The organism is Campylobacter concisus, from assembly GCF_902460715.1.
Lineage (GTDB): Bacteria > Campylobacterota > Campylobacteria > Campylobacterales > Campylobacteraceae > Campylobacter_A > Campylobacter_A concisus_AK.
Window position 1 is genome coordinate 474512 of the sequence record NZ_CABPUX010000001.1, and the last position, 21895, is coordinate 496406.

The 21895-nt window shown below is 39.6% G+C and carries 23 protein-coding genes; 18 read left to right on the forward strand and 5 right to left on the reverse strand.

Translation table 11 applies throughout. The features are described 5' to 3' along the window. Positions 1–2: 2 nt before the first annotated feature. Positions 3–1208 (reverse strand): methionine adenosyltransferase, encoded by a 1206-nt coding sequence (gene metK, locus F3G91_RS02345; RefSeq protein WP_149700568.1) that lies wholly within the window; start codon positions 1206–1208, stop codon positions 3–5. 138 nt (positions 1209–1346) lie between these two features. Between metK and sstT the strand changes: the two genes are divergently transcribed. The 13 genes from sstT (at position 1347) to F3G91_RS02410 (ending at position 13090) form a co-directional block, all read left to right on the forward strand. Next, positions 1347–2714, forward strand: a complete 1368-nt coding sequence (gene sstT, locus F3G91_RS02350; RefSeq protein ID WP_374220093.1) for a serine/threonine transporter SstT — start codon at positions 1347–1349, stop codon at positions 2712–2714. Between the two features lie 88 nt (positions 2715–2802). Beyond that, positions 2803–4524: a M3 family oligoendopeptidase gene (locus F3G91_RS02355; RefSeq protein WP_149700569.1), complete on the forward strand. Its 1722-nt coding sequence runs from the start codon at positions 2803–2805 to the stop codon at positions 4522–4524. Between the two features lies 1 nt (position 4525). Next, complete coding sequence (locus F3G91_RS02360) at positions 4526–4975, forward strand: hypothetical protein (RefSeq protein WP_021085502.1); 450 nt, start codon at positions 4526–4528, stop codon at positions 4973–4975. A gap of 51 nt (positions 4976–5026) precedes the next feature. Continuing rightward, positions 5027–7096, forward strand: coding sequence for an ATP-dependent helicase (locus F3G91_RS02365; RefSeq protein WP_103634208.1), 2070 nt, complete (start codon positions 5027–5029; stop codon positions 7094–7096). Then, the gene (gene truB, locus F3G91_RS02370; RefSeq protein WP_149700570.1) at positions 7093–7914 is read left to right on the forward strand and encodes a tRNA pseudouridine(55) synthase TruB; all 822 of its coding nucleotides are present in this window, start codon (positions 7093–7095) and stop codon (positions 7912–7914) included. Before F3G91_RS02365 ends, truB begins: the two co-directional genes overlap by 4 nt. Next, the gene (gene csrA, locus F3G91_RS02375) at positions 7908–8138 is read left to right on the forward strand and encodes a carbon storage regulator CsrA (protein WP_002941828.1); all 231 of its coding nucleotides are present in this window, start codon (positions 7908–7910) and stop codon (positions 8136–8138) included. Before truB ends, csrA begins: the two co-directional genes overlap by 7 nt. Then, entirely contained in the window at positions 8135–8878 is a 744-nt protein-coding gene (locus F3G91_RS02380) for a 4-(cytidine 5'-diphospho)-2-C-methyl-D-erythritol kinase (RefSeq protein ID WP_149700571.1), read from the forward strand. Before csrA ends, F3G91_RS02380 begins: the two co-directional genes overlap by 4 nt. Positions 8879–8892: 14 nt before the next feature. Then, on the forward strand, positions 8893–9345 hold the full coding sequence (smpB, locus tag F3G91_RS02385) for an SsrA-binding protein SmpB (RefSeq protein ID WP_035142320.1): 453 nt from the start codon (positions 8893–8895) through the stop codon (positions 9343–9345). An 8-nt stretch (positions 9346–9353) separates the two neighbouring features. Next, positions 9354–9950 carry a thioredoxin domain-containing protein gene (locus F3G91_RS02390; protein ID WP_149700572.1) on the forward strand — a complete coding sequence of 199 codons (597 nt, stop codon included), beginning with the start codon at positions 9354–9356 and terminating at the stop codon, positions 9948–9950. A 62-nt stretch (positions 9951–10012) separates the two neighbouring features. Further along, the gene (gene flgB, locus F3G91_RS02395; protein ID WP_009294075.1) at positions 10013–10447 is read left to right on the forward strand and encodes a flagellar basal body rod protein FlgB; all 435 of its coding nucleotides are present in this window, start codon (positions 10013–10015) and stop codon (positions 10445–10447) included. A gap of 8 nt (positions 10448–10455) precedes the next feature. Continuing rightward, positions 10456–10956 (forward strand): flagellar basal body rod protein FlgC, encoded by a 501-nt coding sequence (gene flgC / locus F3G91_RS02400; RefSeq protein ID WP_149700573.1) that lies wholly within the window; start codon positions 10456–10458, stop codon positions 10954–10956. Beyond that, a complete protein-coding gene (gene fliE, locus F3G91_RS02405; protein WP_009294077.1) occupies positions 10956–11249 on the forward strand; it encodes a flagellar hook-basal body complex protein FliE in 294 nt (97 codons plus the stop codon). The genes flgC and fliE overlap by 1 nt, the downstream gene beginning before the upstream one ends. A gap of 8 nt (positions 11250–11257) precedes the next feature. After that, on the forward strand, positions 11258–13090 hold the full coding sequence (locus F3G91_RS02410) for a peptidoglycan D,D-transpeptidase FtsI family protein (protein WP_021085499.1): 1833 nt from the start codon (positions 11258–11260) through the stop codon (positions 13088–13090). Positions 13091–13178: 88 nt separating this feature from the next. Here F3G91_RS02410 and F3G91_RS02415 read toward each other — a convergent pair whose 3' ends face one another. Genes F3G91_RS02415 through F3G91_RS02425 form a run of 3 tightly spaced genes read right to left on the reverse strand, consistent with a single transcriptional unit; the run spans position 13179 to position 15510 of the window. Then, positions 13179–13640: a hypothetical protein gene (locus tag F3G91_RS02415; RefSeq protein ID WP_012139983.1), complete on the reverse strand. Its 462-nt coding sequence runs from the start codon at positions 13638–13640 to the stop codon at positions 13179–13181. 47 nt (positions 13641–13687) lie between these two features. After that, positions 13688–14641, reverse strand: a complete 954-nt coding sequence (gene hemH / locus F3G91_RS02420; protein ID WP_149700986.1) for a ferrochelatase — start codon at positions 14639–14641, stop codon at positions 13688–13690. Beyond that, positions 14641–15510, reverse strand: a complete 870-nt coding sequence (locus tag F3G91_RS02425) for a Gfo/Idh/MocA family protein (RefSeq protein ID WP_149700574.1) — start codon at positions 15508–15510, stop codon at positions 14641–14643. Before F3G91_RS02425 ends, hemH begins: the two co-directional genes overlap by 1 nt. 170 nt (positions 15511–15680) lie before the next feature. Here F3G91_RS02425 and alaS point away from each other — a divergent pair, with 170 nt between their 5' ends. The 5 genes from alaS to F3G91_RS02450 are packed head-to-tail and all read left to right on the forward strand — an operon-like array spanning position 15681 to position 21523. Continuing rightward, positions 15681–18239 carry an alanine--tRNA ligase gene (gene alaS / locus F3G91_RS02430; protein ID WP_149700575.1) on the forward strand — a complete coding sequence of 853 codons (2559 nt, stop codon included), beginning with the start codon at positions 15681–15683 and terminating at the stop codon, positions 18237–18239. Then, a complete protein-coding gene (locus F3G91_RS02435) occupies positions 18236–18733 on the forward strand; it encodes a 3-isopropylmalate dehydratase (protein WP_149700576.1) in 498 nt (165 codons plus the stop codon). Before alaS ends, F3G91_RS02435 begins: the two co-directional genes overlap by 4 nt. Next, a complete protein-coding gene (gene maf, locus F3G91_RS02440; protein WP_149700577.1) occupies positions 18733–19275 on the forward strand; it encodes a septum formation inhibitor Maf in 543 nt (180 codons plus the stop codon). The genes F3G91_RS02435 and maf overlap by 1 nt, the downstream gene beginning before the upstream one ends. After that, a complete protein-coding gene (locus F3G91_RS02445) occupies positions 19272–21200 on the forward strand; it encodes a transglycosylase domain-containing protein (protein WP_021087919.1) in 1929 nt (642 codons plus the stop codon). The genes maf and F3G91_RS02445 overlap by 4 nt, the downstream gene beginning before the upstream one ends. A gap of 8 nt (positions 21201–21208) precedes the next feature. Next, positions 21209–21523 (forward strand): helix-hairpin-helix domain-containing protein, encoded by a 315-nt coding sequence (locus tag F3G91_RS02450; protein ID WP_149700578.1) that lies wholly within the window; start codon positions 21209–21211, stop codon positions 21521–21523. 153 nt (positions 21524–21676) lie between these two features. Here F3G91_RS02450 and F3G91_RS10375 read toward each other — a convergent pair whose 3' ends face one another. Then, positions 21677–21850, reverse strand: coding sequence for a hypothetical protein (locus F3G91_RS10375; RefSeq protein ID WP_223227800.1), 174 nt, complete (start codon positions 21848–21850; stop codon positions 21677–21679). Positions 21851–21895: the final 45 nt, after the last annotated feature.

Genomic DNA, 21895 nt, shown 5'->3' on the forward strand with positions numbered 1-21895 from the left:
GATTATTTTTTCAGTAAAGCCTTGAAAGTATCAACCGCATCAAGCTTTTCCCAAGGGTATTTTGCATTTCCCACTTGACCTTTTGCAGCTACTTTTGCATATAAAAATGTCTCTTTACTTGGCTTATCAAGACCAAATTTATTTGTTATCCAGCGAGGTGTTAGAGAAAAATGCTCGCTTACAAAATTTGAAAGCATATCGTCATTTACGCCGTTTGCGTGAGTTCCCATAGTATCAACACTAACTGAAGTTGGCTTTGCAACGCCAATTGCATAGCTTATCTGAACGATACATTTTTTAGCAAGGCCAGCTGCAACGATATTTTTAGCTATCCAGCGCGCTGCGTAAAGTCCGCTGCGATCAACCTTTGTGTAGTCCTTGCTTGACTGAGCGCCACCGCCTATTGGGCTATATCCACCAAAGCTATCAACGATTAGTTTTCTGCCTGTTAAACCACTATCGTGCAGTGAGCTGTGATTTACATATCTACCTGTTGGATTTATATAGATGATCGTTTTTTCTTTATTATATAGCTCTTTTGGAAGGCCAGTTTCGTCTATTAAATTTTGTATTAGTGCGCGAAGCTCTTCTATCTTCATGCTCTCCACACAAGGTGCAGAGACGACGATAGTGTGGATGCTTTGAGGTTTGCAGTTTTCAAAGTTGTCTTTACTGCCGTAATCAATCGTAACTTGCGTTTTTATATCAACGCCAAGTTTATCAGGGTTTGCTTTGGCAAATTTATAGACTTTTTCACAAAGCATTCTTGCGTAAGTTATAGCTGCTGGCATAAATTCTTTCGCCTCGCAGCTTGCAAAGCCAAACATGATGCCTTGATCTCCTGCTCCGATCTCGCCGTCACTTTGATCAACACCTTGATTTATATCTGGACTTTGTTGATTTAAGCAAACTTTGACCTCGATATCGTCTGGATGCAAGCACTGCTCTTTTGTGAAGTTGCTCTTTCCGTCATATCCAATATGCGCAAGAGCGTCTTTTACGATCTTTTCGTAGTCTTTATAAGATAGCTTTACCTTTGAGTTTATCTCTCCGCCTATTACTATGTTTTTTCCAGCTACAAAAACTTCGCTTGCGACGCGTCCATTTGGATCTTGCATTAAAATAGTATCGACAATGCTATCAGCGATGATATCAGCGCATTTGTCTGGATGACCTGGGCTTACAACTTCAGAAGTAAATAGATACATTTTCGTCCTTTTCCTTGGTTAAATTTTCGTGCAATTGTAACAAATCTATATAAAAAGCGAATTAATCTTTTTAAATTTCTTTATATTTAAAAATCATTTAGCTAGAATCAACAAAAAACTAATTTATTAAGGTGTCAAATGAATATGTTTAAAAACATTGCAAGAAGATACGCCGATGGAAATTTGATCGTTCAAATTTTAGTTGGTATCATCCTAGGTGCCCTAGTTGGCTTTTACACACATTATCAAGCAGCCCCTTACAACCAACTCTCAGCTAAAATTCAAACCATCCAAAAAGAGAGTGGCTTAAGCGTAGATGAAGTCATAAAAACTCGCCTTAGCCAAGATGAAGCAAAACAGCTTGATGAGGCCAAAGAAAAGGCTAGTTCGGCTGATTCTATCGCTGCTTCAGCCTCAGTTTTAGGAGATTTGTTTAAAGGTGCTCTAAAAGCGATCGCACCTATTCTTGTTTTTGTTTTAGTTGCAACCTCTATCATTTTAAAAGATTTTGGTCATACAAAAGGCATGCAAAAGATCATCACTCTCTACCTCGTTGGCACCTTTTTAGCAGCTGTTGTGGCGGTAATTGCAAGCTTTTTATTTCCTATCGAGATACCGCTAAAAGGTCTGCAAAGCGCTGATATGTCAGCACCTCAAGGCATCACAAACGTATTAAAAGACCTTATCTATAAAATGGTCGAAAATCCGATAACCGCTCTAGCAAACGGCAACTATATAGGCATCATAACATGGGCGATAGGCGGTGGCATCGCTATGAGATATGCTACACCTGAAACCAAAAAAGTATTTAAAGATATAAGCGACGGCGTAACTCATATCGTTAAATTTATCATTAGACTTGCTCCATTTGGTATCTTTGGCATGGTTGCTATCAGCATTCATGACACAGGATTTGAGGCACTTGCAGGATATCTAAAACTGATCTTAGTTCTTGTTGGAGCGATGCTTGTAGTGGCATTTATCGTCTATCCAGCGATGGTTTTTGCACTAACAAAGAAAAATCCTTATCCACTTGTGATGATCTGTTTAAAAGAGAGCGCGATCTCAGCGTTTTTTACAAGAAGTTCAGCTGCAAACATCCCAGTAAATATGGCGCTTTGCAAAAAGCTTGGACTAAAAGAGGAGCTCTACTCGATCTCTATCCCACTTGGCGCTACTATAAACATGGGCGGTGCGGCAGTTACCATTAGCATCCTAGCGCTTACTGCGGTAAATTCTATCCCGTCTATCACAGTTACATTTGGCGATGCGCTTCTTCTATGCTTCATCTCAGCTCTTGGTGCGTGCGGCGCATCTGGCGTGGCTGGAGGATCGCTTCTTCTAGTGCCATTAGCGTGCGGACTTTTTGGCATCGGCAATGACATCGCTATGCAGTTTGTCACAGTTGGCTTTACGATAGGCGTCATCCAAGACTCAGTTGAAACTGCGTTAAATAGCTCATCAGACGTGCTTTTTACAGCCGTAGCCTCAGAGACTTCAGAATAATCCTCAGTAAAATTTCAGCTAAATTTTGGCTGAAATTTTACTTTTATCCATTTTTTTGTAAAATGTCCCAAAAATTTAAAGGATAAATATGCAAATTTGGGATCTAAAAGCACTTTTTGCAAATGAAAAAGAGTGCGAACAAAACGCACTAAATTTACAAAAAGAGTGCGAGAAATTTAAAGATAAATACCTTGAAATTTATGAAAATTTAAAAACAGACCAGTTTTTAAAGGCATTTGGCGAATATGAAAATTTAATCGCTAAAATTTCAAAAGTAATGACTTACGCTTTTTTAAATTTTGCCAAAGATACAAGCAAGGGTGCATTTTATGCAAAGATCGATGAGATAGCGACAAAAGCAAATGAAAATTTGATATTTTTTGAGATCAAATTTAATGAGTTTAGCCCTAAAAAACAAGAAGAGATCATAAAAAGCTCTAAAAAATATGGCTACTATCTAAGCAACCTCGCTAAAGCAAAACCACACCAACTAAGCGTTGCTGAAGAAAGAGTGCTACTTCGCACGGCAAGCACCGGAGCTGAGGGCTTTTCAAGGCTTTTTGATGAGAGCATGAGCAAGATGAGATTTAAATTTAAAGGCGAGCTTTTAAATGAAGAAGAGATTTTAGCCAAGCTTCATGATAACGATCAAAGCGTGCGAAAACTGGCCGCCAAAAGCCTCTCAAACGAGCTTAGCAAGCACCAGCACCTTCTTGGCTACATATATAATATGATAAAAACTGATCTAAAAACGAGCTGCGAGCTGCGAAATTTCAAGCTTCCTGAAGAGCCAAGACACCTTGAAAATCAAATCACTAAAAAAAGTGTTGATTCACTAATTGCCGTAACGGAGAAAAATTTTGACCTAGTCTCTAAATTTTACGAGCGAAAAAGAGAAATTTTAGGTCTTAAAAAGCTTTATGATTACGACAGATACGCGCCTCTTAGCAGCGAAGGTGAGTATAAATTTGATGAGTGCAAAAAGATAGTTTTAAAGGCGTTTGGGACATTTTCACCTAAATTTGGCGATATAGCTAAAAGCGCCTTTAATGACGGCTGGATCGACGTTTATCCAGCGCCAAACAAGCGAGGTGGCGCGTTTTCTCACTCAGGATCAAGCGACACTCACCCTTATGTTTTGCTAAATCACACAAACCAGCGAAGAGACCTTTTCACGCTAGCCCACGAGCTTGGTCACGCTGTGCATCAAAAGCTCTCATATAGCGTAAGTTACCTAAACTCAGACACTCCGCTAACCACGGCTGAGACGGCTTCAGTCTTTTGCGAGATGTTAGTTTTTGACCACGTAAAAGATGGTCTTAGCAAAAAAGAGAAAATTTCACTGCTTGCTGGCAAGATCGAGGATATATTTGCCACGCTTTACCGCCAGATAAATTTCACCACCTTTGAAAGGGCTGTGCACGCACATGAAGGCGAGATCAGCCTAGATGAGCTAAATAAAATTTGGCTAAGAGAGAGCAAAAAGATGTTTGGCAAAAGTGTCACGTTAAATGACTACTACAAAATTTGGTGGAGCTACATCCCGCACTTCATCCATACGCCATTTTACTGCTACGCTTACTCTTACGCGCAGCTTCTTGTGCTTGCACTTTTTGGGCTTTACAAAAGCGGCAAATGCAAAAATTTTGTCGAAATTTACACCGAGTTTTTGAGCCTTGGTGGGAGCCTCAGCCCAAGGGAGCTTGTGGGTAAATTTGGCTTTGATATAGATGATAAAAATTTCTGGCAGATCGGTATAAACGAGGTCAAAAAACTAGTAGATGAGTTTTTAGAAATTTCAAAGGATTAAGATGTTAGACGAAATTTTAGACGATGAGAAATTTGCGCTTTTGATGAAGATGCACGTCTATGAGTGCATTGATTTTTTACTTGAAAAGGGGCTAAATTTCTCAGTTATGGCAAATTTACCGCTAGTTAGCTTTGAGCCTAGCTTGCCAGATGAGATAAGCAGTGGCTTTAGCATGCCAGTCATTATGTTCTCACTTGGTGGCTATACGCTTGAGAGTGCGAGACTAACACAAGATGAGCTTAGCTTTGAGGCTGGCTTTGGCAGTGAAAATTTCGCCTCAGTGGTATCGTTTCCACTTGGCGCGGTGGTTCAAATTTTGGTTGAAAATAGCCCGATCCTCGTAAATTTCTCCATTTATAAGCCAAAAGAGAAGCAAGTCGATCATGCTAAAAAATCAGCCTCAGTCTTTTTGCAAAACCCAAAAAATAAAGATATATTTAAGAAAAAATAGTAATTTTAAGCATTTTTGGCTAAAATCAAAAGAAAATTTAAAAAGCGAAAAATGGAAAATTTACTATCAAATTTAAACGAAGCCCAGCGCGAAGCAGCCACCCACATAGACGGTGCGATGCTCATACTAGCAGGTGCTGGCAGTGGCAAGACAAAGACGATCACGACTAGGCTTGCCTATCTCATCGGCGAGGTCGGCATAGACGCGGCAAACACGCTAACTCTTACTTTTACAAATAAAGCTGCCAACGAGATGCGCAGCAGAGCCATGGCGATGCTAAGCCAAAGCGGCAAAAACTACTCACCGCTTCTTTGCACATTTCACAAATTTGGACTTTTGTTTTTAAAGCTCTACATAGAAAAGCTTGGCAGAAAAAATAACTTCGTAATAATCGACACAGACGATAAAAAACGCATCATCAAAAGCTTTGAAAGCCCAGTCGCTACGGCTATTTTGTCAAGTGAAATTTCAAACTACAAAAACTCACTTTTAAGCGTCGAAGAGGTCTATAAAAACGCAAATTTCTCCTCATTTGATAAAAGCAAGGACAACTTTTATAAGCAAGCAGCGCAAATTTATGAAAAATATGAAGACTATTTAAAGGCAAATAACCTTGTTGATTTTGACGATTTACTAGGGCTTACATATAAAATTTTAGACGAAAACGAAGATCTTGCTAGAGAAATTTCAAACCGCTACAAATACATAATGGTCGATGAGTATCAAGATACAAACGATCTTCAGTATAAACTGCTAAAAAAACTCTGCCTATGCCACGAAAACATCTGCGTAGTGGGCGATGATGACCAAAGTATTTATGGCTGGCGTGGTGCGAAGATCGATAATATCTTAAATTTCAAAGATCAATTTAGCAATGTAAAGATCATCAGACTTGAGAAAAACTACCGCTCGAGCGAGGCGATACTAAAGGCTGCAAATGAGCTAATAGATCATAACCGCAACCGCCTTGGCAAGAAGCTTGTAGGCACAAAAGGCGAAGGCGAAGCTGTAAATTTGATAGAGAGCTTTGATGAGAGCGTCGAGGCTGGCAAGATCGCAAAAAATATAAAAGAGCTTTTAAGCAAAGGCGTGCAGGCAAAAGATATCGCTATCTTATACCGCATAAACGCGCTTTCTCGCTCGCTTGAAGATGGGCTAAACAAAGAGCAGATCGCTTATAAAATGGTAGGCGGCGTTAAATTTTACGAAAGAGCCGAGATCAAAGATATCATAAGCTACCTAAGGCTGATAAACAATCCAAATGATGATTTTTCAATAAGACGCATAATAAACCGCCCAAAGCGAGGACTAGGCAAAGTGAGTCTTGATAAGCTTGAAAAGATGGCATTTGAGGGCAAAATTTCCATTTTTGAAGCAATCTCAAACATCTCTGATAACGATGAAGCCTTTAGTAAAAAGGTAAAATCAGCCCTTCTTGAGTTTGCAAACAACCTAAAAGAGCTTCAAGAAAGCAGCTCAGTTTTTGACCTCATAGATAAATTTGAAGCTAAATTTGGCGTGAAAAAATACTACGAGAGCTTGCCAGATGGCGCTGAAAGAGCGGCGAACATCGACGAGTTTTACGCTGTTTTAAAAGATCAGATCAAGCAAAATCCAAGCTTTGATCTGGAGGAGTTTTTAAACGAGATCACGCTAACAAGCGAGCAAGACGGCATCAGCGACGAGGCTATTAGCATTATGAGCGTGCATGCGAGCAAGGGACTTGAGTTTGAGCACCTTTTTGTGATCGGCCTTGAAGAGGGATTTTTCCCGCTCATTGGCGATGGTAGCGACATCGAAGAGGAGCGCAGGCTCGCTTACGTGGCGATAACAAGAGCTAAGAGGACACTTAGCCTAAGCTTTGCAAATTCGCGCTTTTACAAAGGTCAGCGCACTAGGCTAAATAAGAGTAGATTTTTAAGCGAGAGCGGTATCACGCATGGCTCGCTAGTTATCGAACAGAGCAATGAATTTAAAAAAGGTGACCTTGTTAAACATAAAATTTTTGGTATCGGCAGAGTAAGTGCGGTTAGCAAGATCAAAAAAGAGTTTAAACTGACTATAAATTTTGGTGGCAATGTAAGAGAGATCATGTCAAGCTTCGTGGAAAAGGCCGTATGAACGCCATTTTCGTGGCAAACAAGCCTGCTGGCATGAGCTCAAACCACTTTTTAGGACGACTAAAGAGAAAGTATGGCGTTAAAAAGGCTGGATTTTCAGGCACGCTTGATCCATTTGCGAGTGGCTGTTTGATAGTCGCTTTTGGCTCGTATACGAAATTTTTTAGATTTTTAGACAAAAGCCCAAAGGTCTATGAGGCGACGATCTGGCTTGGAGCTAGCAGTCCTAGCATGGATAATGAAAATATCACTGAAATTTCAAATGTAAAAGAGCTAAATTTAGAAAAACTTGAAGCCATAAGAGGCGAGCTAACTGGTAAGATAAGCTATATCCCGCCAAAATTTAGCGCCAAACATGTAAATGGCACAAGAGCTTACAAGCTAGCAAGAAGTGGCGAAGAATTTGAGCTAAAGCCAGAGACAATGGAAATTTATGAGAGTGAAATTTTGAATTATTCACATCCTTTTTTGACACTTCGCTTAAGTGTAAGTGAGGGGAGTTACATCCGCTCTTATGCAGAAATTTTTGGGCAAAAAGTTGGTTATAATGTAACTTTAAGCTCATTAAAGAGGATAAGCGAGGGTAAATTTCGCTATGAAAATGAAAAATTTTTAAATATTTGCAATTTTTTAAATATTGAGCAAAACACGTATTTTGGGGATATTAATAACATACTTTATGGTAAGAAATTAAAAATTAACGATTTTGAAACACAAACACAAGGAATTTATTTGCTAAATTATGATAAATTTATGAGCGTAATCCAAATCATGGATGATACTATAAATTACACTTTAAACAAGGTAGAAAAATGTTAATCTTAGCAAGAAAAGAAAACGAAGAAATTTTACTAGGTAACGACATAAAAGTCGTCGTAGTAAGTATCTCAAAAAGCACCGTTAAGCTTGGTATCGAGGCCCCGCGCAATACAATGATACTAAGAAGCGAGCTGGCAAATGATATTAAAAATGAAAATATCCACGCCACCAAAAAAGCAAGCGAAGCCGATATCCACGAGCTTGCGAAAAAAATCGAGAAATGAAAAGCTTTGCAAAGATCAACGTATTTTTGAAAGTAGTTGGCACCAGAGGCAACTACCACGAAATTTTGTCACGTTTTGTTCTTTGCGAGCAGCTTTTTGATGAAATTTATTTTAAAAGGTCAAATTCTTTTGCTATCGAATGCGACAACAAAGAGATAAAAGAGAACATCATCCAAAAAGCGATAGACGAGCTAAAAAAAGCTGGCTTTTCAAACGAGCTAGATGAGTTTTTTAGCTCTCATAAAATCATCATCAACAAACAAATCCCAATAGGTGCTGGTCTAGGAGGAGGCAGTTCAAACGCTGCCACCTTTTTACTAATGGTAAATGACGAGCTAAATTTAAATATAAAACGCGAAAATTTGATGCAAATAGCCTCTAAAATCGGCGCAGATGTGGCCTTTTTTGTAAGCGGCTACAAGGCAGCAAATGTAAGCGGCATAGGCGAGATCATAGAAGAATTTGACGATGAAGTGCCAAATTTAAATATCTTCACGCCAAATGTTTTTTGCTCCACACCGATGGTTTATCAAGAATTTAGAAGCAATTTCTTACAATACATAGACATTAATGCTGCAAAAAAGATGCAAAATTTAAAGAGCAAAGAGCTACTTGAAATTTATAAAAACAAGGAGCTAAACGATCTTTTTGCCCCATGCTTTAAGCTCTATCCACAGATGAACGAGTTTAGGGATAAATTTCTAAGCGGCAGCGGCAGTAGCGTATTTAGCGTAAAATAAAAGGTAAAATTTTGATAAAAGATCTAGCAAAAAACAAGAAAGCTTTGCATGACTTTAGCATACTTGAGACCTTTGAAGCTGGCATCGTTTTAAAAGGCAGCGAGGTCAAGGCTCTAAGGGCTGGCAGAGCAAATTTAAAAGACAGCTTTGTGCGCGTCATAAAGGGTGAGCTTTTCTTACTAAACGCTCATATCAGCTATCTTGAAACCACACACAGCGCATTTCGTCCAAATGAGCGAGCAGCCAGAAAACTTTTGATGCACAGAAAGCAGATCGATAAAATTTTCGGTCAAGTCTCACAAGATGGGCTTACTTTGGTTGTTTTAGCACTTTATCTAAGCGATAAAAACATCGTAAAAGCAAGGCTTGCGCTCGCAAAAGGTAAAAATTTACACGACAAGCGCGAGACTTTAAAAAGACGTGAGGCAGACAAAGAGGCAAGAGCTGCCATAAAAAGATATGTTTAAGGGATAAGATGAAAAATTTACTCGTTTTAACAATCGCTTTATTTGCTTTTTTTGGTTGCGGCGAAGATGAAAGCAGCAGCGTAAATTTTAAAGAATTTAGCCCAAACGAAGAGGTTAAGCTCTTAGATGTAAGCGGCAAGGAGCTTACTTTAGTTAGAAAAAATCACGGCTTTGCTATCAAAAATGATGGAAATAAGGTTTTAATGATCGACATTTTTGGCACATTTTGCCCACCTTGCCAAAAAGAGGCAGCCGAGCTTACAAAATATCAGCTTGAAAACAAAGATAAATTTACGCTAATCGGGCTAACTCACTTTGAAAATGTCACAAATGAGTATGTTTTGCATGAATTTATGCAAAAATTTAATGCCTACTACTTCATAACAAACGATCAAAAGATAAATGACAGGCTTGCCGAGCAGATCGTAAGAGATATCGAATACAAACATGAGATCGCACTACCTTTTAAAGTAGTGATAAAAAACGGCGAATATCAAATTTTAACAGACGTAGATAGTGGACAATACGGAGTTAAATACTATCTTGGCGGCATAAAAGTCACAAAAATGAAAGAAGATTTGGCAAAAATCTATGAAACAAAATAAATTTGCCTTACATTTGGAACATCATTTGCTTATAAATGTGTGAAATTTTAGAAGGACTTTAAATGTTTGTTTTAGATAGATCAAAATCTAGCCCACTAGTCGAATCAGCCCTTGCAGGCAGAGAGCTACGCCAAAAACTTATCTCTGGAAACCTTGCAAATGTTGATACGCCATTTTACAAGGCTAGAGACGTAAGATTTGAAGATGTTTTAAGAGAAAAAGCAAATGAAATTTACAACGTTTCAGAGAGCAAAAAACTAAATTTAGCTAAAACAAACGAAGCGCACATGGCTGCGGTTGATTTCCCAAAAAGCGACACAGCTCAAATTTTCTTGCGCGATGGTCACATGGCTAGAAACGATGCAAACACAGTCGATCTTGATGTTGAGACAACAGAAATGGGTAAAAACACAGTTATGATAAACGCCCTTGATAGCGCTTACAAGGCTCAGGGCAATATCTTTAAAAGCGTAATAGACGCAAGTGCTAAGAACTAGGAGAGATGATGTCATACTTAAATGATTTTGATATTAGCGGATATGGACTAAGCGCACAACGCTTCAGGATGAACGTCATCAGCTCAAACATAGCAAACGCTCAAACCACAAGAACGGCTGAGGGTGGTCCTTACAGAAGACAAGAGGTCATCTTTAAAGAGATGAACTTTGATAAAATTTTAAACGATCAGCTTAAAAACTCTCAAAGTCTGCTTGACTATGAAAATCCACTCGATGATCCTAGCTCACCAAGAAACGCTCACCCTGCCCTAACTAGCGTGATCGTAGATAAAGTGGTGCGTGACGACAAGGACTTTCAGCTAAAATACGACCCAAGCCACCCAGACGCAAATGCAAATGGCTACGTCGCATTTCCAAATATAAACCCAGTCATCGAGATGGCTGACTTGCTTGAGGCGACAAGAGCTTATCAAGCAAATGTAGCGTCATTTCAAAACGCAAAAACAATAGCACAAAGTGCGATATCACTCATTTCAGGACAAGCATAATGATAAATAGCATAAATTTAGATAAGTTAAACAAAAGCGAAAATTCAAACAAAATAGCAAAAGCAGGCGAAGAAGGCGGCTTTGAAAACGCATTAAATGACTCTTTAAAAGAGCTAAACAAGGTTCAAATAAACGCCGATAAAGCCATCGCAGACCTTGCAACTGGCGAGGTAAAAGACTTGCACCAAGCAGCTATCGCGATAGGTAAGGCAGAGACCAGCATGAAGCTTATGCTAGAAATTCGCAACAAAGCGCTAAGCGCATACAAAGAAATTTCAAGAACGCAAATTTAAGCCATTGAATGAATTCCAGAAAATCAAAAATAACCATACTTTTTTTATTAATTACTTTTGGAATTTCAATCTTTGTGCTTGTTATATTTTATAGAGCAAGCATCGAGCGAAAGCTTCCTAAGCTTCAAACCAGCGACGTAAATACCGCAATCCGCGGTAATATCGTCACAAAAGACGGCTTTAGCATCTCATCAAGCCAAAAACTTTACAAAGTGATGCTTGACACCAGAAACATCGATCCAAACAAAAAAGAGATGTTTATCAAGCTCTACTCACTTTACAGCGGCGACGATCCAAACAAAGTAAGAAAGATCATAAATGGCACAAAAGGCCTTGTCACGCTCTCTTATAGCATCGATGCAAAGGGCGCTACCTACCTTCAAGAGCTTTCAAGAAAGCTAAACCGCAAGGGCATTTTGATCTCATATCTTGACCCAAAAACAGGACTTGCCTCATTTCAAGGTATGCGCGTAATGGAGAGCGGTCAAAACCGTAAATTTATGTCAAAAGACGCCTTAACGCCAGCTATTGGCTACGTGAGCAAAACAGAGAGCGACGCACTTACCAAAAGCAAAGGTGTAAAAGGGCTTGAGAGATACTACGAGGACTACCTAGCTCCGATACAAAACGCCAAAATCCTTGGCCCGCGTGATATCGGAAATAATATAATTTTAACTAGCGATTCAAATTTAGCAACAAGGGTTGATGGCTACAACGCAGTGCTTTCTGTACCGCTTAAATTTCAAACCAAGCTAGAGCAAATTTTAGATGAAAAACGTGAATTTCTAGACGCAAAAGAGCTAATCATCTGCATAATGAATAGCAAAAATGGCGAAATTCTAGCCCTGGCTTCTAGCTCAAGATACGATCCATCAAATATAAGAAAGCAAGATTACAGCGCACTAAATTCGAGCGCAAGCGAGTATGCATACGAGGTTGGATCGGTTTTTAAGCCATTTATCTTCTCCATACTGCTTCAAGAAAAAAAGGTAAATCCTTTTGAGCTAGTAAATACCTATAACGGCCGCTATCAGCTAGGCAAAAGGATCATCAAAGATACCCACCCAGAGCCTTTTATGAGCGCTGAAGACATCATCGTACACAGCTCAAACATCGGCATGATCCAACTAGTAGAACGCCTAAATGGTCCGCAAATTTATCAAGGGCTTTTAAATTTTGGCTTTTCAAGAAAGACTGGCATCGACCTGCCATACGAGCAAGTGGGTATGATGCCAACGGTTACTAAACTAAACTCATCAACCTATAAGGCGACAGTTAGTTACGGATACGGCCTTCAAGCGACATTTATGCAGCTTTTGAAAGCTTATAATACCTTTAACAACAAAGGCATCGAGGTGACGCCGCATATGGTGGCATATCTTGAGCGAAACGGCAAGCGCTACGATCTGCCAAAAGCAGAGCCAGCACAGGTCATCTCGCAAGAGACCGCAAAGATAATGAAGAGAATTTTGATAAAAACAGTTGAAAAAGGTACTGGCTTAAAGGCATTTACGCCAGGTCTTGAGATAGGCGGCAAGACTGGCACCGCGCACATCGCTTCTGGCAAAGGCGGATATAGCAACACCTATAATGGCTCCTTTTTTGGCTTCGTAAACGACACAAGAGGCAACAGCTACACCATAGGCGTTTTAGCAAGAGATCCTAAAAAACCTTACTACTACTTTGGTGCGCAAAGTGCGTTGCCGACATTTAAAAAGGCCGTTGATCTAATGGTTGAAGATGGCTATTTATTCCCAGATCCTAATGTCATAGCTGAGTTTGAAGCTAAAAAAGACAAGCTCAAAAACGACAAAGCAAAGCAAAAACCAGCATTAGATTAAATTTAAGTTCTAAGATATAAATATTAAATTTCAAATTTAGAGTTTAAAGTAGAAATTTGGATCTAGGCAAGCGGCCTAAATCCAGAATTTATGCAAGTCCAAGTTCATTTAAGACAGAGCTTAAATTTACAGAATTATTTGTATTTTTGCCAAGGCTATTTTGCTTCTCAAGCAGTGTTTGGCTCGTAAGCGCCATGTTTAGCTCTTTGCGGTAGTCACTTAAAATTTTATCCATGATTTTAAGTAGCTCATTTTTTTGATCCTGCGTTTTGGTCGGATCATTTATGCTTAAAAGCTCAGTTAGCTCCTCTTTTTTCTGAGCTATTTTCTCTTCTATCTTGTTTGAATTTAGCTCATTCACAAAGCCAGCAGCACCGATCTCTGTAAGCCTTTTTTTAAACTGCTCAAGCTTGTCTGAAACCTTTGCCTCGCTTGTGATCTTATCAAGCGTTAGACTTAAAATTTCATCAAAACTATTTTTTTTATCTTTAGCTTTGCTTGAGCCTGACTGCAACAAATAATCGATAATATCGTTATTTTGAACCTTCATACATCTCCTTTTAAATTTGAGATGCTTTTTATAAGCAAGATTTATTCCTAAAGGCTAAATTCTCTAGTGTTTTTTGACTTTTGCATGATAAAACTAGCAAATTCATCGCTAAAATTTGGACACTCTACCACTTTATAAAAACTAAAGCTTAGCTCTTTTGCAAGCTTAGCGTACTCGATAACTAGCTCAAAAATGGTCTCAGAATTATCTATACAAAAAGATAGCGGATAGATAAGCGCTTTTTTATTTTCGCACTTTGCCAAAGCCTCATTTAGCGATGGCTCTAGCCATTTAACTGGGCCAAGACGCGACTGATAAGCAAGGCTCACATCTTTAAAATTTAGCCCCTGCTCTTTTAGCATTTTGCCTAAAATTTGCACATGTTCGTTTATGTGTTTTTCGTAGATATCACCCTTTTCTATGATCTTGCGAGGCAAAGAGTGAGCTGAAAAGATGAGGCTAACATCGCTTATATCGGTATCTTTTATCGCTTCACGGATATGAGAGATAATGATCTTATTGTAAGCGTCATCATCATAAAATGGCTCACAAAGTAAAATTTTAGCTTTTAAATTAAGCTCCTCTTTTGCCTTTTTAAAATCAGCTAAGCTTGAAGTTATCGTAGTTTGTGAGTGATGAGGATAGAGTGGCAAAAGCACTATCTCATCAAAATCTTCATACTTTCTAAGCACATCTTTTACAAATGGCGAAGTGTAGTTCATCGCAAAATCAACCACGTCAAATTCGCTTTTAAGGCTTGAAATTTTCTCACAAAGCTTAGCTGTAAGCTCGCAAAGTGGCGACTTTCCGCCTATTTGCTCGTAGTTGTGCTTCGCAGTTTTTAGCCTGCCTTTTGTGATCATGAAAGCTACAAATTTTCTTAAAAATTTATTTTTTATACCCAAAATATACGGGTCATTAAACATATTTGTTAAGAAAATTTCGACATCGTCAAGGCTGTTTGCACCGCCCATATTTAAAAGCAAAAGAGCTTTTTTCATCAAAATAGTTCTCTTATTTTTATAGCATCATCGATGTTTGAAAGTTCGCTGCTCTCGCCACTTTGGCAAAGATCATAAAAGGCCTCGTATTGCGCTTTTAGCTCGCTATTATTTGTATCTATCTTTAAATTCATCTGTCCATTTTCGCTCACTTGATGAAGCTTGTGATCGATGAGATCGCCAAAATAGACGCCATTTTTCGCATTTACCTCTATCTTAAAGCGCTCTAGTGAGCCACAAAATGAGTCAGTGATATGCACTAGAATTTGATTTTTACTTTTAAAGCTTATCGCCACGTTATCGGCACTTTTGGCATTTGTCTTGTTTGTTTGAGTGTAGTAAAAGTCGCTGACCTCAGAATTTATGATATTTTTTGCTAGATCGATGTCAGAAACTGAGAGCTCATTTATGATATTTCCGTCGCAAAGTGGCTTAAAATGAGCGATAAAAATGCTATAAATTTCCTCTTCTTTTAAAAGTGCTTTTTTAAGTGACAAGATAGTTGGATTAAAACGCTCAGAAATTCCCGTGCAAACCCTAGTTTTGTTTGTTTTGGCGGCATATTTTATCTCTTTAAGATCGGCGATACTTTTAAAAACTGGGCGTGAGATGAGGATATTTTGGCAATATTTTGCACACTGGCAAAATGCCTCCACCATCTCCTCTCTTGGCGAGCAAAGCACGACTGCTTGAGGCTGGGCAACCTCTATAAATTCTTTAAAATCAGTATAAAAATCAGCTCTGCAAAACTCATCAACATTGTCTTTGTCAAAAATGCCACAAATTTCAAACTCGTTTGAGCGTCTAAGCTCTAAATAATGTTTTTTACCTGTGCTGCAATAGCCGATAATGCCGATTTTTAGCTTCACATTCACCCTTTAAAACTTTAGAAATTTTTAATTATTTTATTTACAAATCGCTTTTAAATAGATAAAACAAGAGATAGTTTTCAAAATATCACTATTTTTTCTCTTTTTAGAATTTCGCAAACGAATTTTGGCTAAAATCAAGCAAAATTTTAAAACTAACGAGGATAAAAATGCAAAATTTAGATATAAGAAAGGCATATCTTGATTTTTTTAAATCAAAAGGTCACGAAGTCGTAGCTTCTGCACCACTTGTGCCAAACGATGCAACACTGCTTTTCACAAATGCTGGCATGGTGCCATTTAAGAGCATTTTCACAGGCGAAGTGCCACGCCCAACACCACCTATCCGCACTAGCTGTCAGACCTGCATAAGAGCTGGCGGTAAGCACAACGACCTTGATAACGTCGGTTACACAGCGCGCCACCACACATTTTTTGAGATGCTTGGCAACTTTAGCTTTGGCGAATACTTCAAAAAAGAGGCGATCTCTTACGCTTGGGAATTTGTCACAGAGGTGCTAAAACTACCAAAAGATAAGCTCTACGTCACAGTTCATGAGACTGATGATGAGGCGTTTGAAATTTGGAGTACTCACATCGCAAAAGAGAGGATTTATCGCTTTGGCGACCATGATAACTTCTGGCAGATGGGCGATACTGGACCATGCGGCCCTTGCAGTGAAATTTTTTACGATCAAGGGGCTGAGCACTTTAACACACCTGAAGACTACATGGGCGGAGATGGAGATAGATTTTTAGAGATCTGGAACCTTGTTTTCATGCAGTATGAAAGAAGTGCGGACGGCAAGTTAAGCCCACTACCAAAGCCAAGCATCGATACAGGTATGGGACTTGAGCGCGTTACTGCTATCTTGCAAGGCAAATTTAGCAACTACGACAGCACACTTTTTATGCCGCTCATAAATGAAGTGGCAAAGCTTTGCGGCAAGCCATATGTCTATGAAAGTGGCGCTAGCTACCGCGTCATAAGCGATCACATCCGCTCAGTCACATTTTTGCTAGCTCAAGGCACGACATTTGACAAAGAAGGCCGTGGTTACGTGCTTCGCCGCATCTTACGCCGTGCGATCCGACATGGATACTTGCTAGGCATAAAAGAGCCATTTATGTATAAGCTTGTCGATAAAGTTTGCGAGCTTATGGGCGGACACTACACCTATTTAAACGATAAAAAAGCGGCTGTAAAAGAGCAGATCAAGCTTGAAGAAGAGAGATTTTTAGCGACTATCGCTAGTGGTTTGGAGCTATTTGAGAGTGAGCTTAAAAATACAAAAGAAATTTTTAGCGGAGAGGCTGCGTTTAAGCTCTATGACACGTTTGGCTTCCCGCTTGATCTAACAGCTGATATGCTTAGAGAAAAGGGCTTAAAAGTCGATGAGGCAAGGTTTGATGAGCTTATGAGTGAGCAAAAAGCACGCGCAAAAGCTGCTTGGAAAGGCAGTGGAGATAAGAGCGCAAAGGGCGATTTTAAAGAGCTACTTGAGAAATTTGGCGAGAATAAATTTATAGGCTACGAAGAGCTTAAGAGTAAAAGTAAAATTCTAGCCTTGCTTGATGAAGAATTTAAAAATGTAGATAGCCTAGATGCTGGCAAAGAGGGCTGGGTGATGTTTGATGTCACTCCATTTTACGCTCAAAGTGGCGGCCAGTGCGGCGACAGCGGTAAGATAGCAGGTAAAGCAAATGTGCTTGATACGCAAAAATTTCATGGGCTAAATTTATCTTTAGTAAAAACTAGCGCGGCACTAAAAGTTGGCGACGAAGTTGAGCTTGAAGTGGGCAGCGACAGAGCGGAGACTGCGCGTCATCACAGTGCTACACATTTGCTTCACTCAGCCCTTAGAAGCGTGCTTGGCACACACATCGCTCAAGCTGGTTCAAACGTCGAGGCAGATAGGCTAAGGTTTGACTTCTCTCATCCAAAGGCGCTTACTGGCGAAGAAATTTCAAAGGTCGAAAACCTTGTAAATGAGTGGATATTAACTGGTGCAAATGCAAAAACGCAGGTTATGGAGCTTGAAGAGGCCAAAAAAAGCGGGGCGATCGCACTATTTAACGAAAAATATGCCGACAAAGTAAGAGTTGTGAGCTTTGGTGACGTCAGTAAAGAGCTTTGCGGCGGCACACACGTAAAAAATATAGATGAGATCGGATCGTTTTTCATCACAAAAGAGAGTGGCGTAAGTGCTGGCGTTAGGCGTATAGAGGCTGTTTGCTCAAGGGCTGCGCTAAATTTAGCAAGGTCATTTAGAGCTGAGCTTGAAGAGCTAAAAGATGAGCTAAAAAGCACCGAGCCACTAAATGCCGTTAAAAAGCTAAAAGGCGAGATAAAAACGCTAAAAGATAAGCTAAAAAACGCTAAAAGCTCTGAGGAGCTAGCCTTTACAAATGTAAATGAAACTAAACTTTGTGTGGCGCACATCGATGGTGGCGACATAAAAACTTTGATAGATGAGTTTAAAAATGGGCACGAAAAGGCTGCTATTTTACTGATCCAAACAGATGAAGAGGGTAAAATTTCTCTTGCAGCTGGTGTGAAAAATGCTCCATTAAAGGCTGGCGCTTGGGTTAAATTTGCGGCGCAAATTCTAGGCGGCAATGGCGGCGGCAAAGATGACTTTGCAACAGCTGGCGGCAAAAATGCTCTAGCCATCGAAGACGCCATAAAAAGCTCACTTGAGTATGCAAGGCAAGCTTTAGAAAAATGATTCATCAAGAGATCGCTTTTTTTAAATTTGATCAACTAATCATCTTCTTGCACATTAGCTTCGTAGCTCTTTTTATAGGGCTACAAGCTGGTTTGGTGCTTGCTGGAAGCTATTTTATAAAAAACAAATTTGAAGATAAAGAGCGCTATCACATCTTGCTTCACATCATAAGACGCTTTGGACTAGCTATCTTTGCGCTAGTTCTTGTCATCGCGCTAACTAGTTTAATAATGATCTTTTACTTTGATGATGGCAAAATGCAAAATCCGATGGCAAGTGCGATAATAGCGACCAAATGGGCGATAGAGCTATTTTTACTCTTGAATTTAAGCTACATCTTTTATAGATACAAAAAGGCTTTAAAAACTCTAAGATCACACGAGATGATCGAGCTAAACGAGAGCCTAATCGTCATCATCTACTACTTCACGCCTCTAAATTTACTAGCTTCACTCGCGGCTGTCTATCTTGGTGTGAGCTATAGGAGCTTTTGATGATCACTCTTGCTTCTAGCTCGCCAACAAGGGCAAATTTACTAAAAGATGCTGGGATAGAATTTAAACAAATTTCTTGCAGCTTTGATGAGAGCATGATAGCAAAGAGCCTAAAACCAGAAATTTACGTCCAAAACGTCGTCAAAGCTAAAAAAGAGCAGTTTTTAAAGGCAAATGGCAAGCTTACAAATTTACTCTTTGCAGATAGCTGCGTGGCTTGCAGGGATAAAATTTTAGGCAAAGCAAAGGACGAAAACGAAGCACTTGCTATGCTAAATTTACAAAGTGGCAATGAGTGTAGCGTCTATACGGCGATGATATTTTTAGGCGAATTTGAGCTTATAAATGTGAGCAAGACCACATATAAATTTGCTAAATTTAGCGAGCAAGATCTAAAAAGCTACCTAGAAAGTGGCGAGTGGCGAGGCAAAGCTGGAGCCATGACGATAGAAAATTTTAATAAAAAATACATCATCTCCCAGCACGGCGAGACAAGCACGGCAATGGGACTAAATTTAAAAATATTAAAGGCATTTTTATGAAATATATCTTGGCATTTATCTTTGTAGTTGCCATCGCACTTGGTGGAGCGTTTTTATACTTTTATTCGCAGGTGAGATTTGACGCTTATACCATCATCGACTACAAGCCAAAGCTTGCGACACAAATTTTTGATAGAAACAACGAACTCATCGCAAATATCTTTGAAGAAAATAGAATTTACGTCAAATATAACGACATCCCGCCACGTGTCATCGAAGCGCTCGTGGCTATCGAGGATACGAGCTACTTTGAGCATGGCGGTATCAACGTCGAAGCCATGGCAAGAGCAGCGATAAAGGACATCAAAGCTAGAAAGCTGGTAGAAGGCGCATCTACGCTAACTCAACAGCTCATAAAAAACCTAGCCCTAAGTCGCGAGAAGAAATTTACAAGGAAGATAAAAGAAGTCGTGCTCGCTATGAAGCTTGAAAGCGAGCTTAGCAAAGAGGACATCATCGAAAGATACCTAAATCACGTATATTTTGGGCACGGCTACTACGGCATCAAAACGGCCGCGGAGGGGTACTTTAGAAAAGAGCTAAATGAGCTAAGCATAAAAGAGATAGCGATGCTAGTTGGCATGCCAAAAGCGCCAAGCACCTATGATCCTACAAAGCACCTTGATCTCTCTCTTAGCCGCGCAAACAGGGTACTTGAGAGGATGTATAGCATCGGCTGGATAAACGAAGATGAGTACCGCAAGGGCGTGCTTGAAGAGCCAGCAGTCTTTGACGATACGCTCACACGCAATAAAGCCCCTTACGTGGTCGATGAGATCATAAAAGAAGCTTCAAAGAAATTTGACGATATAAAAACTGGCGGTTACAAGATACAAAGCACCGTCGATCTAAACGTGCAAAAGATCGCTCAGGATGCTTTAGTCTATGGCTACAATGAAATTTTAAAAAGAGATAAGAAGGCAAATCCAGAGATGCTAAATGGTGCTATCGTCGTCACTCATCCACAAAGCGGACAAATTTTAGCTCTAATTGGCGGCATCGACTACGCAAAAAGTAGCTACAACCGCGCCACTCAGAGCAAGCGCCAGCCAGGATCAAGCTTTAAGCCATTTATCTATCAAATAGCCCTTGATAGCGGCTACTCTGTCGTCTCTCAGGTAGCTGATATCGCTAGGACGTTTGATATGGGCAATGGCAAAGAATGGACGCCAAAAAACTATAGCGGCGGCTTTCAAGGCTACATCACGATAAAATCAGCCTTAACCCAGTCTCGCAACCTAGCAACCATAAATTTACTAAACGATCTTGGTCTTAGCTCAGTTCGCAAACAGCTTACGGATATGGGCTTTAACGATATCCCTGAAAATTTATCAATCGCACTTGGTAGCTTTGGAATTTCGCCACTTGACTTTGCAAAATTTTACTCGATGTTTCCAAACGATGGCGAAGTGGTCGAGCCTACGCTCATTAAGCACATAGAAAATAGCTTTGGCGCGTCGATGGACTATGAGCCACAAAAGAAGCAGGTGCTAAAGCCTGAGCAGGCATTTTTGATGACAACCTTGCTTCAAAACGTAGTAAATAACGGCACCGGACGCAACGCAAAGGTAAATGGCATCCAGATCGCTGGCAAAACTGGCACGACAAATAACAACATCGATGCTTGGTTTTGCGGCTATTCGCCTGATATCGAGGCCATCATCTGGTACGGAAACGACGATAACAGCCCTATGAAAAAGGTCGAGGGCGGCGGCAGGACAGCTGCACCTGTCTTTAAGAAATTTATGGAGGGCTACATCAAGCTCTACCCTACCCTAAGACGTGCATTTGAGCAGCCTGATGGCGTCTATAAAGGATACTACAACGGCGCTGATGAGTACTACACAAATGACTCGCCGTTGCCGCAAAATACGCCAACAAATGACATCATTCAAGATCAAGAAAACGATGGATTATTATTTTAGGAGATAAGATGAAAAGATTAAAAATTTTACTTTGTCTAGCGCTTGCAAGCCTTGCATACGGCGCTGATCTAAACACAGCTAGCAAGAGCGAGCTAATGAGCCTTGGACTAAACAAAAGCCAGGCACTAAATGTAATAAAATATAGAAAAGCTCATAAATTTACAAGTGTCGAGGAGCTTGAAAAGGTTCAAGGCATCGGCTTTAACGACATGCAAAAGGTCAAAGAAAAACTTAGTGTAAAAGATAGCCAAAAGGCAAAAAAGGCTGAGCCTGAAAAGAAGTCAAAAAACAAGAAGCTAAAAAGTAAGAAAAAGAAAAAATAGTTTTTCTCTTCTAAATTTCTAGCCATTTACATTTTAGCTCTATCATTACGCCCCTGAAAGAAGGTGGCTAGAAATGCTAAACATCGACAAAATAAGACATATAAGCTTTGTTAAATTTTTAATTTTATTTGTAGCTTATATGTTTTTCATAAACTACATATTTTTATTCAAGGGCGTATTTTTAGGGTTTTTATCGGGCGACACTTTGTCTTTTTCTATACTGCTTTTTGCTCTACTTAGCATATTTTTTCTTTTGCTCTTTGCTGGAGTTTTTTGCATTTTGCTTGTGCCATTTTTACTAAAACCTCTTGCTATCTTTCTCATCATGATTAGCAGCACCTGCTTACTTTATGCAAACTTATGGCGTCATTA